The sequence below is a fragment of the Klebsiella sp. CN_Kp106 genome, from assembly GCF_040064575.1.
GTDB classification, from domain to species: Bacteria; Pseudomonadota; Gammaproteobacteria; order Enterobacterales; family Enterobacteriaceae; genus Klebsiella; species Klebsiella michiganensis.
On the sequence record NZ_JBEAIG010000002.1, the window covers coordinates 44,651 to 59,786 of the forward strand.

Sequence of the window (15,136 nt, forward strand, 5' to 3'; positions counted from 1 at the left end):
GCCGTCCCCGCTCCCGCCGCAGGCGGGAGTGTTTTTAGCGCTGCTCATCGAGCTGTAGCGCAATATACAGCAGCAGACGATCGTCAAAATTACCCAAATCCAGCCCCGTCAGCTCAGAGATACGGTTCAAACGGTATTCCAGCGTATTACGGTGGATAAACAGTGCTTTCGACGTCGCCAGCGGCTGCACGTTATGACGAAACCAGGCCTGTAAGGTGCGACGCAGCAGGCCGTTGTTATCCATCGCCTTCAGGCGAACCAGCGGGCGCGCCAGCTCATTAGCCTGCCAGCCACCGCGCAGGCTATCCAGCAGTACCGGCAGCATCAAATCCTGGTAAAAATAGCTACGGCTCTCCGGCATCCGCTGTTTACCGACCATCATGGTGGTTCTGGCGGTGCGATACGAGCGAGCAATGCTGCCCGGTCCGGTAAAAAAGTTTCCCAGCGCCACGCGAAAACGCAGCTGACCGTTCTCTTTCATCCTGCTAATGAGCTGCTCGACCCGTTTGCAGTGATCTTCCGCATCCCAGCGGCCAAAGGCGTTCAGCGCGGGCTTCAGTACCACCATTTCGGTCAGCGAGACAATGGCCACCAGATTATTACGGTCCGGCGTGGTCAACGCGGTCTGGAGCTGCTGCAGCTCCGCCATCGCGCTGTCTACGCCCAGCTGGCCGCTATCCACTTCAATCATAGCCACCACGCGCGGTTGGTTGAGATCGATCCCCAGACGCTGGGCCCACTCGGTCAGCGCCGGGGTGTTCTCTTCCGCCTGAATTAGGTTCATCACCAGCTCTTCGCGCAGACGGCTATCCTGGGCCAGGAGATGCATCAGCCGCGATTGTTCCAGCATCATCTCGGCGGTCATACACACCAGTTCACCGTATTTACGCAGCGACTCCGGTTCGCCGGTCAGGCCGATAACGCCGACGATCTCCCCTTCCAGACGCAGCGGCAGGTTGATCCCCTGGCGCACGCCGTGCAGATGTCGGGCAACGGCATCATCAATATCGACAACGCGGCCCTGGGAAAGCACTAATAGCGCGCCTTCGTGCAATTCACCAATTCGCTCGCGGTCTCCGCTACCGATAATGCGCCCGCGGGCATCCATTACGTTAATATTGGTATCAATGATGCGCATCGTACGCGCCACGATATCCTGAGCCATTTTGGTATCAAGATGCCAGCCAGCCATGTAACCCTCCCGTGAGCAGGCTAACAGCATAAAAGAGTTGGCAACACGCCGCATTGTGCATTTGCACAAAGCCGGGCTAAGAAATATGGAGTTGTGGAAGATATCACAGAACGAAAAATGGAAGGGGCGGCAGAAATAAAAAAGCCCCTTTCCTCCGCAAGGAGAAAAGGGGCTTTGCGAACCGTCAGGGATTACTGCATCAGCAGATAAATCGACGTATCGCCGCGCTGGATATTCAGCGCCAGAACCGACGGTTTGGCATCAAAAATTTTGCGCAGATCGGCAATATTTTTCACCGGCTGCTGGTTCGCGCCAACGATAATATCGCCTTTCTTCAGGCCAATCTGCGCCGCCGGCGTTCCCGCTTTCACGTTACTCACCACGACGCCTTTATCCTGACCTTTGTTGCTCATTTCCGCACCTTCAATACCGTTGAAGATGGTGCTTGAGTCAACCTGGTTCTGATTGCTCTGCTGCAGCTCAACGGTCACTGTCACCGGCTTGCCGTCACGCAGCAGGCCAAGCTCGACTTTGCTGCCGATCGGCATGGTCCCCACCTGGGCACGCAGCGCGGCAAAGCTGCTGATCGATTTACCGTTCAGCGTGGTAATCACGTCGCCGGCTTTAATCCCCGCCTTAGCGGCCGCCGAGTTCGGCATCACCTGGCTGACGAACGCGCCGCGCTGAGCGTCAACTTTCATCGCTTTCGCCAGTTCGGAATTCAGCTCGGTCCCCATGATGCCCAGCTCACCGCGCTTAACCTGGCCAAATTTGACCATCTGATCGGTCAGGTTTTTCACCATGTTGCTCGGAATAGCGAAGCCGATACCAATGTTGCCGCCGTCCGGCGCCAGAATCGCGGTGTTGATACCGATCAGCTCGCCGTTCAGGTTAACCAGCGCGCCGCCGGAGTTACCGCGGTTGATCGCCGCATCGGTCTGGATAAAGTTTTCATAGTTTTCAACGTTCAGGCCGCTACGGCCCAGGGCGGAAACGATCCCCGAGGTCACGGTTTCGCCCAGGCCAAACGGGTTACCGATCGCCACGGTGTAATCACCGACGCGCAGGGCGTCAGAGTCCGCCAGCTTAATCGCGCTCAGGTTTTTCGGATCCTGGATTTGAATCAGCGCAATATCAGAACGCGGGTCTTTGCCGACCACTTTCGCGTCGAACTTGCGGCCATCGCTGAGCTGAACTTTGATAGTGGTCGCGTTATCCACAACGTGGTTGTTAGTCACGACATAGCCTTTAGCGGCATCAATAATCACCCCGGAACCGAGGGCCATAAATTTTTGCTGCTGGCCGCCGTCGCTACCCGGCGCACCGCCCTGCCCGCCGCCCTGACAGAACGGAGAGCTCTGGAACGGAGAACCATCCTGACAGAACGGCGAATTGTCGCCAAAGAACTGCTGGAAGTTACGCGGCATCCGCGGCGTATTAACGGTGGTGCTCCCCTCAACGTTAATGCTCACGACCGACGGCATCACTTTTTCCAGCATCGGCGCCAGGCTTGGCATCTGCTGCGCATTAGTCGCCGAAGAAGCTGTTTCCGCCGCGCTCGCAGAGAGAGGGGACAACGCCAGACCTAAACTCAGAGCCAGGGCACTCATTGCTAACGTGGTTTTTTTCATAGGTTTCAATCTCAATTTCAGATAACGAATAGTTGCTGTGTTGGTGACTATCAGAGTCATTTTATAGCGCGAAGTTCCGGAATGAAGTTTTGGTAAAAGTAAAAATTTATTGTCCGTCTTTACAAAACTCACCCTTATTCTACGGCCATCAATCGTCGATATTCATCCCATGCATACAAGTCGGTCATTCCGCTGATATAGTCCTGAATGAGACGACAGCGATAATAATATTCCATCACTGGAAACTCCGGATTATTGCGCGAAATCTTATTTACGGCTTCTATGTAAGCTAACCGATGACGAGTTGAAAGTTTCTGAAAAAGACGTGATGCAATCGGTAAACTTCGCACCCGCTCTTTTTCCACCAGCAAACTAAACTCATCCAGCGATAATTTTAACAGCGGCTGGTATATATCTAACAGACCGCTGATCACGCGATAGCCCTGCAGCTCCAGCTGCTCGACATCCGGATGGCTAAACACATGTTTTACCGCGACATTTTTATATAGTTCAAGAAGCTGGCTGCAATCGCTATCGTCCTCAAGCAGCGCATGGTTAAAGTCACCGCTAAAAATCTTCGCCAGGTTATCAATAAACCGCCGCGCCGCATACGGTACCAGCCTATTGAGCGTATTAACCCGTAAATACATAAAAAACTGTTCTTCGGTACTCCGGCTCAGAGAATTCGCACGCGATTTCTCCCAGGCGTTTTCGACAACCTGATTAAACAAGGAGCCTTTTTCGTGAACGCCCCAGGCTTCATAGAGATGCTGATAAAGCTGCTCTACGCTGAAGATGCGTTTTTCTACCGCATCTTCAAGGTCGGCGACGCAATATGAGATATCATCCGCGGCTTCCATAATCCACGTTAATGGGAAGCGATTGTAAGGAGCCAGATCCAGTTCTTTACGCAACCTCGCAACATAGCCCTCTTCGGCTAAATAATAACCAGGTTTTTTCATTAAATAATTGTGGCTAGCCGGCGGTTCCCCGCGCCACCATGCCGGACGCGTATATTTTAGAATACAGCCCACCTGCGCCCAGGTGAGATTCATGCGCATCAGCGTATGCACTAAGCGAATACCCTGCGCATTGCCTTCAAACCAGCATAAGTCCTGGCGAACCTTACGCCGCAGCTCATTCAGCTGGCTATCGCCTTCCTGCAGGCGCAGCGCCGCGACCACGCAGCGATCGTCGGTTAACGGCTGGCTGGCCGCATCGCCGGGGAAAAGCCGCTGGCTGAACCAATCATTAATTGCCGCCTCGCCAAAATGGCCAAATGGCGGATTGCCGATATCGTGCATCAGGCAGGCCATTTCAACAATGCTCTCGAACGGCCCGGTAAGCTCATCCAGCCCGTAGCTTTCCAGCAGCTTCTGCTCTTTCAGACGACTCAGCACCTCTTTGGCGATGTAGCGGCCCACCTGCTGAACTTCCAGAGAGTGGGTCAGCCGCGTACGCACCGCGGCATTGCGCTCCAGCGGGAAAACCTGCGTTTTTTGCTGCAGCCGGCGGATTGCCGGCGAGTTGATGATGCGTCCGCGATCGCTTTCGAAAATTCGCAGGATTTCACGCTCCGTCTCAACGCCCTGCGGTGAACGGTAGCGGCGACGCCAGTTAATCTTGTTGCGAAAATCGATCTTAGCCATGATCTCCCCCGAGCGAGCAATAACGTTTCCTTCTAAGCGCATGATAGACTATGCCGCTAAAACCCACACATCGCGAGTAAATCTATGAAAATCGGTATTATTGGCGCAATGGAAGAAGAAGTTACCCTTCTGCGCGACAAAATCGACAACCGCCAGACCATCACTATCGGCGGCAGCGAAATCTACACCGGCCAGCTGCAGGGCGTTGATGTCGCTTTGTTGAAATCGGGCATTGGCAAAGTCGCCGCCGCCATGGGAGCCACTCTGCTGATGGAGCACTGCAAGCCGGATGTGATTATTAACACCGGTTCTGCGGGCGGCCTCGCGTCGACCCTGAAGGTTGGCGATATCGTCGTCTCCGACGAAACGCGCTATCACGACGCGGACGTCACCGCGTTTGGCTATGAGTATGGCCAGCTGCCGGGCTGCCCTGCCGGTTTCAAAGCCGATGATAAGCTGATTGCCGCGGCAGAGACCTGCATCAGCGCGCTGAATCTTAATGCGGTTCGCGGACTCATTGTCAGCGGCGATGCATTCATCAACGGTTCCATTGGTCTCGCCAAAATCCGCCACAACTTCCCGCAGGCCGTCGCGGTAGAAATGGAAGCCACCGCCATCGCGCACGTCTGCCACAACTATGGCGTACCGTTTGTTGTCGTTCGCGCGATCTCCGATGTTGCCGACCAACAGTCGCATCTGAGCTTCGACGAGTTTCTCGCCGTTGCCGCGAAGCAATCCACCCTGATGGTGGAAAACCTGGTGCAGCACCTGGCTCGTGGCTAAGTCGCTCAACGCGGCGCTTGCCGTCCTGATGCTGCTTGCCCCGGCGTGGCTTTTCGCCGCGCCGCGGGTGATTACGCTCTCTCCCGCCAATACTGAACTGGCGTTTGCCGCCGGTATTACGCCGGTTGGCGTCAGCAGCTATTCCGATTATCCCCCGGAAGCCGCAAAGATAGAGCAGGTCTCCAGCTGGCAGGGGATGAATCTGGAACGCATCGTCGCCCTTAAGCCCGACCTGGTGCTGGCGTGGCGCGGCGGTAACGCTGAACGCCAGGTGAATCAGCTAAGCTCGCTCGGGATAAAAGTCATCTGGGTCGAAACATCGACCATCGAAGAGATTATCGCAACGCTTCGCCAGCTGGCGCAGTGGAGCCCGCAGCCGGAAAAGGCGCGGCAGGCGGCGCAGAAAATGCAGGACGCGTACCAGGCCTTAAAAACCCGCTACGCGAGCGGGCCGAAAAAACGCGTTTTTTTACAGTTCGGCGCCAACCCTCTCTTTACCACCAGCAAAGGCTCGATTCAGGATCAGGTTCTGACGCTGTGCGGAGGAGAAAACATTTTTGCCGCCAGCCGGGTTCCCTGGCCGCAGGTGAGCCGTGAACAGGTACTGGCAAGGCAGCCGCAGGCCATTGTCATCGCCGGCGACGCCAGTCAACTTCCCGCCGTTGAGCGCTATTGGCAGAATCAGCTAAAAATTTCTTTTATTGCGCTACATGGCGACTGGTTTGAACGCGCGAGCCCACGTATTATTCTCGCCGCAAAACAACTCTGTACTGCGCTCGAGCAGATAAAATAATCACCTGCTAACCCAGGTGCTAAAAGGCTATCCCACCAGGCGCAATTGTTGCAGCCAGTTTGGACACGGGCGGCGCGGAACACCCGGAGCGTACATGTGGTACGTGGGGGCTGTGAGCACTGCCCGGGGCCAGACTGGCAAATAAAAAAGCCTAATGGGATAGATTCTAAGTGGGAACTGACGATGCTTGTCTATTGGCTGGATATCATTGGCACCGCCGTGTTTGCCATCTCCGGCGTCCTGCTGGCTGGAAAGCTGCGCATGGACCCTTTCGGCGTGCTGGTATTAGGCGTGGTGACCGCGGTGGGCGGTGGCACCATTCGCGATATGGCCCTTGCTAACGGCCCGGTATTTTGGGTTAAAGACCCTACCGATCTGGTGGTGGCGATGGTCACCAGCATGTTCACTATCCTGCTGGTACGCCAGCCGCGCCGGTTACCGAAATGGGTGCTGCCGGTGCTGGACGCCGTTGGTCTGGCGGTATTTGTCGGTATTGGCGTCAACAAAGCCTTTCTTGCCCATAGCGGACCGCTGGTGGCCGTCTGCATGGGGGTCGTCACCGGCGTCGGCGGGGGGATCATCCGCGACGTGCTGGCGCGTGAAATCCCGATGATTCTGCGTACGGAAATCTACGCGACGGCCTGCATCGTTGGCGGCATCGTGCATGCGACGGCGTACTACACCTTTCAGGTTCCGTTAGAAAACGCGGCGATGATAGGTATGGTGGTCACGCTGGTCATCAGGCTGGCGGCCATCCGCTGGCACCTGAAGCTGCCAACGTTCGCGCTTGATGAGAATGGACGGTAATAAAAGCAAAACGGTAACCTTAACGTTACCGTTTTTAGCGTTTGCTCCCTCTCGCTGTATGAGAGGGCTGGGGAGAAGAGGCTCCCGGGCACACTATCTTTAGACGCTGAACGAGGAGCCGCAGCCGCAGGTGCTTTTCGCATTCGGGTTGGTCACGATAAAACGCGAGCCTTCCAGACCTTCGGTATAATCGACGGCGCCGCCGACCAGATACTGCAGGCTCATTGGGTCAACCACCAGGCCGACGCCCTGCTTCTCGATAGTCATATCGCCTTCGTTAACCTGATCGTCGAAGGTAAAGCCGTACTGGAAACCGCTGCAGCCACCACCGGTGATGTACACGCGCAGTTTCAGGTTCGGATTGTCTTCATCCGCAATCAGGTCTTTTACTTTAATCGCCGCGGCTTCGGTAAACTCCAGCGGCAACGCTACGTCATCACTCATTTTATGCTCCCATTGATACTTCTGACCGGTTAAAGAATAACCCGACCTTTTGAGCCATTATCCAATACCCGAGTAAATCGTTCAAGTATTCTCCCCGCCGACCGGCTGCGCCTTTGCTTCCTGTTCCGCCTTTTGTTTTGCCAGGGTGCGCTGCAGAATAGTCGAGTATAAAGGCTTACCGCCGAGGAATTGTGCCAATAGTGTTGCGCCGAGACAGGTAATAATCATTGGCAAAATGAGCTGATAGTTATCGGTCATCTCCAGCACCAGCACGATGCCGGTCAACGGCGCGCGAACCGAGGCGGCGAGCAGCGCCCCCATCCCGGCGATGGCAAAGGTGCCGGCATCCAGATGATAGGCCGGAAATAGAGGCGTCGCCGCCATGCCAAACGCCGTGCCCAGCAGCGTCCCCAGCGCCAGCATCGGCGCAAAGATACCGCCGGGCGCGCCGGAAGAGAAGCAAAGCAGCGTGGTAATCACCCGCGCGATAAAAATAAACAGCAGCAGGCCGACGGAAAAATTGCCCGCCGCGGCGATGGGAATCAGGTTAAACCCGCCGCCGGACGCCGCCGGCTGAATCAGGCCCAGCACGCCGCAGCTTCCGCCGATCAGGCCGCCAATCAGCACCCATTTTTTAATGTTGCCGCCGTGGAGCCGCTGGAACATATCCTGGGTGCGCAGCACCAGCGTATTAAACAGCGGGCCAACACAGCCAAAAATCATCCCGAGGATCAAATACAGCCACAGGGTGTTGACCGGCGCATTGCTGAGCTTACCGACCTCGATAACCGCTTTATCGCCGTTGAAGATACGGAAGACGATGGTGGCCATAATGACGCCGGTAAACACGGCTTTAATGGAGATCAGGTTGTAGCGAAACTGCGGGCGCATCTCTTCAATAATAAACAGAATCCCGGCCAGCGGCGCGTTAAAGGCGGCGGAAAGGCCCGCCGCGGCGCCGGTCGCCAGCAGCGTATGGCGCGCTTCCGGACTGCGCATGCGAAAAACGTCCACCACCATGCGCCCAAGATTGCCCCCAAGCTGCACCATCGGCCCTTCGCGCCCCAGCACCATGCCCGCACCCAGCGTCCCCATGCCGCCGATAAACTTCACCGGCAGTACGCGCCACCAGCGAACGGGACGCAGCTCCTCCAGCGCGCCTTCAATTTCCGGGATCCCGGAGCCGCCCGCTTCCGGCGCAAAACGACGGACGAGAAAATAGCCCACCATCGCCAGCAAAGCGGAGAGGATAAAGGCCAGCGGCCAGACCAGAAACCAGTGGTCTGCCACCTCTACCAGCGCGCCTATGCGCAGGTTCTGCACCCAGTTGACGCTTTTTTCAAACGCGACGCCGATCAGCCCCGCCAGCGTGCCGACAACGGCCGCCATTAATAACACCGCCAGCGGCGTTTTATCACGCTGAATCAACCGACGCACGGCATCGCTGCGGCGAACGCGTACGAACTGATGTGCTGAAGAAGAGGGGTTTTCTGCTTTCATGCCATTATCAATAATAAGTAATACAAATAGAAAGAAGGTCATTCTAGCCAACCGGACAGGCTCCGTCGTCAAAAAAATGCGCCGTGACCCCATTGTTTCAATTGGGCAAAACTTTCATAACCTTCCTGGAATAACTTAGAATAGTCGACAAAACATTTTTCACGAACCAGGACCCTGGCAATGAGCAAATCTGAAAATCTGTATAACGCTGCGCGTGAACTTATTCCCGGCGGCGTGAACTCTCCGGTACGTGCGTTCACCGGCGTCGGCGGTACGCCGCTGTTTATCGAGCGCGCCGACGGCGCTTACCTTTACGACGTTGATGGTAAAGCGTATATCGATTATGTCGGCTCCTGGGGCCCAATGGTGCTGGGTCATAACCATCCGGCCATCCGCAACGCGGTCATTGAAGCCGCCGAACGCGGCCTGAGCTTTGGCGCGCCGACGGAGATGGAAGTTAAAATGGCGGCGCTGGTCACCGAGCTGGTCCCGACCATGGATATGGTCCGCATGGTGAACTCCGGTACCGAAGCCACCATGAGCGCCATTCGCCTGGCCCGCGGCTTCACCGGCCGCGACAAAATTATCAAGTTCGAAGGCTGCTACCACGGCCACGCCGACTGCCTGCTGGTAAAAGCCGGCTCAGGCGCGCTGACGCTCGGCCAGCCGAACTCGCCGGGCGTGCCGGCGGATTTCGCCAAACACACCCTGACCTGCACCTATAACGATCTGTCCTCGGTTCGCGCCGCGTTCGAACAGTATCCGCAGGATATCGCCTGCATCATCGTTGAGCCGGTAGCCGGTAATATGAACTGCATCCCGCCGCAGCCGGAGTTTCTGCCGGGCCTGCGCGCGCTGTGCGACGAGTTCGGCGCGCTGCTGATTATTGATGAAGTCATGACCGGCTTCCGCGTGGCGCTGGCCGGCGCGCAGGATTACTACGGCGTTGTGCCGGATCTGACCTGCCTTGGCAAAATCATCGGCGGCGGTATGCCGGTTGGCGCATTCGGCGGTCGTCGTGAGGTGATGGATGCCCTGGCGCCGACCGGCCCGGTTTACCAGGCAGGCACCCTCTCCGGCAACCCCATCGCGATGGCGGCAGGTTTCGCTTGCCTGAGCGAAGTGGCGCAGCCCGGCGTGCACGAGACGCTAACCGAGCTCACTAACCAGCTGGCCCAGGGTCTGCTGGACGCCGCGCGCGATGCCGGTATTCCGCTGGTGGTGAATAACGTCGGCGGCATGTTCGGCATTTTCTTTACCGACGCGCCAACCGTGACCTGCTACCAGGACGTGGTCAAATGCGATGTCGAGCGGTTTAAACGCTTCTTCCACCTGATGCTGGAAGAGGGCGTCTACCTGGCGCCGTCGGCGTTTGAAGCGGGCTTTATGTCCATCGCCCATAGCGAAGAAGATATCGACAACACCGTCGCCGCCGCGCGTAACGCCTTCGCGAAGCTGTAACCTCAACGCCGGGGCCCCCTGCCCCGGCAATACGCATCTTGTTTAAAAGCATCATTTTGCGTCGGCCCACGCATAACAAGATGCAAACGCGATCGCCTTGAAAGATTGTTATCATCCCGTCTCGTAGAACCCAAAATCGTCGGCAGACAATGGGCAGGCAAAAGCAGATTCTCAGCGGAAACTCAGCCGCAAGGATTGCTCAGAATGACAACACAATCATCCCCTACACCGCATGACGCCATTTTTAAACAGCTACTGGTCCATATCGATACCGCCAGAGACTTTATTGATATCCATCTTCCGGCAGACCTGCGCTCGCTGTGCGATCTCAACACGCTTCAGCTGGAATCAGGTAGTTTTATTGAAGAAGATCTGCGGGCTTACTATTCCGACGTGCTGTACTCATTGGAAATCAATAATAAGACGGGCTATATCTATGTGCTTATTGAGCATCAAAGCTCACCGGACAAGCAGATGCCGTTTCGTCTCATGCGCTATAGCGTCGCCGCCATGCAGCGCCATCTGGAAGCGGGAAATACACATCTCCCGTTGGTTGTTCCCATTTTGTTTTATCAGGGCAAAACCTCGCCCTACCCCTTCTCAATGAACTGGTACAGTATGTTCGACTTGCCGGAGTGGGCAAAAATAATCTACAACCGCCCTTTTCCGCTGGTCGATATCACGGTGATACCTGATAACGCGATTATGCAGCATCGGCGTATTGCGATCCTGGAGCTCCTGCAAAAGCATATTCGCCAGCGGGATCTCATGTTGCTGCTCGAGCAATTGGGGATTCTGCTTAACGCGGGATACACTACCGCCGAGCAGCTAAAAGTGTTATTTAGCTATATGGGGCAGCGCGGTCACACCGAAAACCCTAAGGCTTTTTTCAATGGACTGGTAAGTCATATACCGCAGGAGGAGTCGATGGAAACGCTGGACGAATGGCTGGAAAAAAACGGCAAAGAGCTTTTTATTGAATGGGGCCAGGAAAAGGGTGAGGCAAAGGCCCGACTAAAAATTGCCAACCGGATGCTGGAAAACGGCATGGAGCGATCGCTGGTTATCCAGCTCACGGAAGTGACGGAAAACGAATTAGAGCAGTTGCAGAACTCCGCAGTTAGTCCTAACTGAATCCGGGCAAAAAAGGGAATAACATCGCGACGCCCGCCGGGCATCGCGATGGTGAAACGCTACCGGCTCTGCTTTCTCAACAGATAGATAAAGTACGGCGCGCCGATAAACGTCGACAGCAATCCTGCCGGGATTTGGTACGGGAACATCAGCATCCGGCCGCACCAGTCGGCAAACACCAGCAGCACTCCGCCAATCAGGCCGGAGATCGCCATATGCGGCATCGTACGCCGGAATCCCATCATACGCGCAATATGCGGCGCCATTAACCCCACGAAGCTGAGCGGGCCAATCGTTAGGGTTGCGGCCGCGGTCAGACATGCCGCCAGCAGCAGCAGCCCGATACGTGACGGCGTCAGCGCCATCCCGACCGCCCTCGCCGCCTCGCCGCCCAGCGGCAGAATCGTCAACCAGCGTCGGCAAAGCGGCGTCAGCGCCAGCAGAATAAGCATCACCGCGCCGCTGCGCATCACGAGCTCCGGCGTGGCGCTGTAGGTTGAGCCGGAAATCCACGTCAGGATCTGCGCCATTCGCGGATCGCCGCTGGCCTGCAGCATCATCAGCAGCATGGTAAACGCCGTGCTCAGCGCCATCCCCGCCAGCAGCATGCGATGCGGCGAGAACCCGCCGCGTCCGGCGGCAATCAGAATGACCAGCAGCGTCGCCGCCGCGCCGAGGCTACCGGCGGGCAGCAGCCAGCCAAAGGCATTTCCCGGCACGAAGAACAGCATCACCACCACGCCAAACGCCGCGCCCGAGCTGATCCCGAGCACTTCCGGACTGGCCATCGGATTACCGGTTAAGCGCTGGATAATGCAGCCCGCCACCGCCAGCATCACGCCAGCGAACAGCGCCGCCAGAATGCGCGGCCAGCGCCAGGGCATTAGCTCATCCAGTAGCGTACCGCTGGCCCAGTGCCAGCCCTGCGCGTCGCGGCCGAAAGCCAGCGCCGCGACGATGGCCAGCAGCAGAATCGCCAGCCCGCCCAGCGCAAACCACAGCACATGTTGCCGTTCAGCCAGCACGCTATCGCCACCGTTCATCACCGGCGCGCTAATGCTGCGCAGGCGCGGCAGCAGCCATAGCAGCAGCGGCGCGCCAATCAGCGCGGTCACCGAACCGGTGGAGATCTCCATCCACACCCGGGCCAGCCAGAGGATAACCTGATCGGAGAGCCACAGCAGCAGCGCGCCAATCAGGGCCGCCAGCAGCAGGCGCGAGAGGAGGCGACGCGCGCCCAGCATCTTCGCCAACAGCGGCGCGAACAGGCCGATAAAGCCAATAATCCCCACCGCATTCACCAACAGGGCGCTAATGATAATCGCCAGGGTCAACGCCCCCAGCCGCGCCAGCGAGAGCGCCAGTCCGAGGTTGCGCGCCACGCCGTCGTCCAGCCCCATCAGGGTCAGCGGACGCAGCAGCAGTAGCGTTAAAATCGCTCCGCCCAGCAGCTGCGGCCACAGCCGCTGCACCACGCTCCAGTCGGTCTGCGTCAGGGTACCGGTACTCCACAGGAACATACTTTGCAGCCGATCGTGATGGAAAATAGCCATTAGTTGATTAAGCGCGCCGCAGTACAGGCTCACCACCAGCCCTGCCAGAATCAACGTCACCGGCGAGAGGCGTTTGCCCCACGACACGCCAAACACCAGCGCGCCGACAATGCACGCCCCGGCCAGCGCGGCGAACTGCGACGCCAGCACGCCAGGGATCGCCCACAGCGTGGTGACCGTCATGCCCAGCTGCGCCCCGGTCGCCACGCCGAGCGTCGTCGGCTCCGCCAGCGGGTTACGTAGTACCTGCTGGAACAGCACGCCCACCAGCCCCAGCCCGGCGCCGACCAGCAGCGATATCGCCAGCCGCGGCAGCAGGCTGTAGTGGAACAGCATCTGAGCGATATTATCGATATTCGGCTGCCAAAGCGCCTGCCCCCATTCGCTTCGCGGCAGCGCCACGTTGAGGTTGAACAGCGTCAGCGCAGCAGCGACGAGAAGGAGCGTCAACAGCAGTGGTGTCGCCAAAGGCGAAATTCGCGATCTCATGCCGGGCCTCCCTGAGCGTCGGCCAGCACGCGGGCAAAATGCATCGCCGATAGCGTCGCGCCATAGAACCACACCGCCGGGACGCGCTGAAAATGCCCTGCGCGAACAAACGGCATCGCTCGCCACAGCGGCGTCGCCATAAGCTGCGCCATCTCCCGCGCATTGCCGTGGTCGAAGCAGATAACGTCGGCGTCTCTGTAGGCCGCCAGCCGGTCAATGCCAACGGTGACGCTGCCCCAGAAGGTGGTTTCGCCCTGCCAGGCATTTTTGATGGCAAAGCGGTCGAGCACCTCCTGGAACAGGCAGTTTTGCGCAAAAACCAGCACGTGACGGCTATCAAGCAGAGTAATCATCAGCAGCGGACGATCGCCGCGGCGGGCAAAGCGCGGACGCAGGCTCTCCATCAGCGCGTCAAATTCCGCCAGATGGCGCTTCGCTTCCCGCTGCCTGCCGATCAGATCAGCCATTTCGCTAAGCGACTGCTGAGCCATCATCAGCGGGCGCTTGCCGTCGCTGAAGGTGAATCCTCGTCCGGGAGCAATACGCGCCAGCTTTTCCGCCGACGGGCCGTATCCCGCCGACCAGACCAGAAACGACGGCTTCATCTGCGTCAGCAGCTCCAGATTGGGCTCGGTACGCAGCCCGACGTCAATCACCGAATCAGGTAGCGCCGGTTCATTGACCCACAGCCGGTAGTTAGGGATATCGGCAACGCCGTAGGGCGTGACGCCCAGCGCCAGCAGCAGCTCTACCGGCAGCCATTCGAGCGCGACAATACGCTGCGGATCCACTTCCGCCGCCCGCGCGCCGCGCATCTGCCACAGCAGCGGAGACAGCGCCATTGCGGTCAGCAGGCGCCGCCGCGTGATGAATGTGAGGTTTTCCATCAATAGACAAAACTTACCGGCGCTGCGCCAGCCGGATGCGGCAGAATCCCCATCGGGATGCCGTAAATTTGTTCCAGGGTTTCGCTGCGCATCAGCTCCGCGGGCGTTCCCTGAGCGATCATCTCACCGCCGCGCAGCGCAACCAGATAGTCGCAGTAGCGCGCCGCCATATTGATATCATGCAGTACGGCGATCACCGTCAGCCCGCGCTGCTGGCTGAGGCGATGGACCAGCGCCAGCACATCCACCTGGTGGGCGATATCCAGCGCCGAGGTCGGTTCATCGAGCAGCAGGCAGCGGCTATCCTGAGCCACCAGCATGGCAATCCACGCGCGCTGGCGTTCACCGCCGGAGAGGCTGTCCACCAGCCGGTGGGCCAGCGGTTTTAGCCCGACCAGCGCAATCGCCTCTTCCACTTTCTCCCGATCCGCCGCGCCAAAACGCCCCAGCGCTCCGTGCCACGGGTAGCGGCCGATCGCCACCAGCTCACGCACCGTCATGCCTTCCGCCGGCGGCAGCTGCTGCGGCAGATAAGCCACTTTGCGGGCAAAGGCTTTACTCCCCCAGCTGTCGAGCGGCTGACCGTCGAGCAAAACCTCCCCGTCCGAGGGCGCCTGATGGCGGCCAAGCATTTTCAGCAGCGTCGATTTGCCGGAGCCGTTATGGCCAATCAGGCCCGTGACTTTTCCCGCCGGGAAGGTTAACGACAGAGGATGCAGCAGCGTTCGGCCGGGCACGCGGAAGGTCACGCGGTCCAGTGAAAACGTCGTATCGGAGTGCGGAGTGATTTCCTGCATAACAGAACCTGGTCAG

At 58.1% G+C, this 15,136-nt stretch carries 13 protein-coding genes; 5 read left to right on the forward strand and 8 right to left on the reverse strand.

What is annotated here, in order from left to right; translation table 11 throughout:
• Positions 1-34: 34 nt before the first annotated feature.
• From cdaR to dgt, 3 genes are all read right to left on the reverse strand, one after another.
• A complete protein-coding gene (gene cdaR / locus ABLU96_RS02135) occupies positions 35-1,192 on the reverse strand; it encodes a DNA-binding transcriptional regulator CdaR (RefSeq protein WP_004098741.1) in 1,158 nt (385 codons plus the stop codon).
• A gap of 191 nt (positions 1,193-1,383) precedes the next feature.
• Positions 1,384-2,823, reverse strand: coding sequence for a serine endoprotease DegP (gene degP, locus ABLU96_RS02140; RefSeq protein ID WP_004098740.1), 1,440 nt, complete (start codon positions 2,821-2,823; stop codon positions 1,384-1,386).
• 134 nt (positions 2,824-2,957) lie between these two features.
• Positions 2,958-4,472: a dGTPase gene (gene dgt / locus ABLU96_RS02145; protein WP_064358577.1), complete on the reverse strand. Its 1,515-nt coding sequence runs from the start codon at positions 4,470-4,472 to the stop codon at positions 2,958-2,960.
• Between the two features lie 84 nt (positions 4,473-4,556).
• On the opposite strand from dgt, the gene mtnN reads away from it, so the two are divergent.
• From mtnN to ABLU96_RS02160, 3 genes are all read left to right on the forward strand, one after another.
• Complete coding sequence (gene mtnN / locus ABLU96_RS02150; protein ID WP_014227993.1) at positions 4,557-5,255, forward strand: 5'-methylthioadenosine/S-adenosylhomocysteine nucleosidase; 699 nt, start codon at positions 4,557-4,559, stop codon at positions 5,253-5,255.
• Entirely contained in the window at positions 5,248-6,048 is an 801-nt protein-coding gene (gene btuF / locus ABLU96_RS02155) for a vitamin B12 ABC transporter substrate-binding protein BtuF (RefSeq protein WP_025107381.1), read from the forward strand. Before mtnN ends, btuF begins: the two co-directional genes overlap by 8 nt.
• Before the next feature lie 183 nt (positions 6,049-6,231).
• Positions 6,232-6,855, forward strand: a complete 624-nt coding sequence (locus ABLU96_RS02160; protein ID WP_009654554.1) for a TRIC cation channel family protein — start codon at positions 6,232-6,234, stop codon at positions 6,853-6,855.
• Positions 6,856-6,954: 99 nt separating this feature from the next.
• Here the strand turns inward: ABLU96_RS02160 and erpA are convergent, their stop codons facing one another.
• The gene (gene erpA / locus ABLU96_RS02165) at positions 6,955-7,299 is read right to left on the reverse strand and encodes an iron-sulfur cluster insertion protein ErpA (protein ID WP_004098733.1); all 345 of its coding nucleotides are present in this window, start codon (positions 7,297-7,299) and stop codon (positions 6,955-6,957) included.
• Positions 7,300-7,380: 81 nt separating this feature from the next.
• Complete coding sequence (gene clcA / locus ABLU96_RS02170; RefSeq protein ID WP_032694441.1) at positions 7,381-8,799, reverse strand: H(+)/Cl(-) exchange transporter ClcA; 1,419 nt, start codon at positions 8,797-8,799, stop codon at positions 7,381-7,383.
• 180 nt (positions 8,800-8,979) lie between these two features.
• Between clcA and hemL the strand changes: the two genes are divergently transcribed.
• Positions 8,980-10,260, forward strand: coding sequence for a glutamate-1-semialdehyde 2,1-aminomutase (hemL, locus tag ABLU96_RS02175; protein ID WP_046877771.1), 1,281 nt, complete (start codon positions 8,980-8,982; stop codon positions 10,258-10,260).
• 204 nt (positions 10,261-10,464) lie between these two features.
• Complete coding sequence (locus tag ABLU96_RS02180; RefSeq protein WP_064358579.1) at positions 10,465-11,394, forward strand: Rpn family recombination-promoting nuclease/putative transposase; 930 nt, start codon at positions 10,465-10,467, stop codon at positions 11,392-11,394.
• 59 nt (positions 11,395-11,453) lie between these two features.
• On the opposite strand, the gene fhuB is transcribed toward ABLU96_RS02180, so the two are convergent.
• The 3 genes from fhuB to fhuC are packed head-to-tail and all read right to left on the reverse strand — an operon-like array spanning position 11,454 to position 15,120.
• Complete coding sequence (gene fhuB, locus ABLU96_RS02185) at positions 11,454-13,436, reverse strand: Fe(3+)-hydroxamate ABC transporter permease FhuB (protein WP_064358580.1); 1,983 nt, start codon at positions 13,434-13,436, stop codon at positions 11,454-11,456.
• Positions 13,433-14,323, reverse strand: coding sequence for a Fe(3+)-hydroxamate ABC transporter substrate-binding protein FhuD (gene fhuD, locus ABLU96_RS02190; RefSeq protein WP_064358581.1), 891 nt, complete (start codon positions 14,321-14,323; stop codon positions 13,433-13,435). The genes fhuB and fhuD overlap by 4 nt, the downstream gene beginning before the upstream one ends.
• Positions 14,323-15,120: a Fe3+-hydroxamate ABC transporter ATP-binding protein FhuC gene (gene fhuC, locus ABLU96_RS02195; protein ID WP_004098728.1), complete on the reverse strand. Its 798-nt coding sequence runs from the start codon at positions 15,118-15,120 to the stop codon at positions 14,323-14,325. The genes fhuD and fhuC overlap by 1 nt, the downstream gene beginning before the upstream one ends.
• Positions 15,121-15,136: the final 16 nt, after the last annotated feature.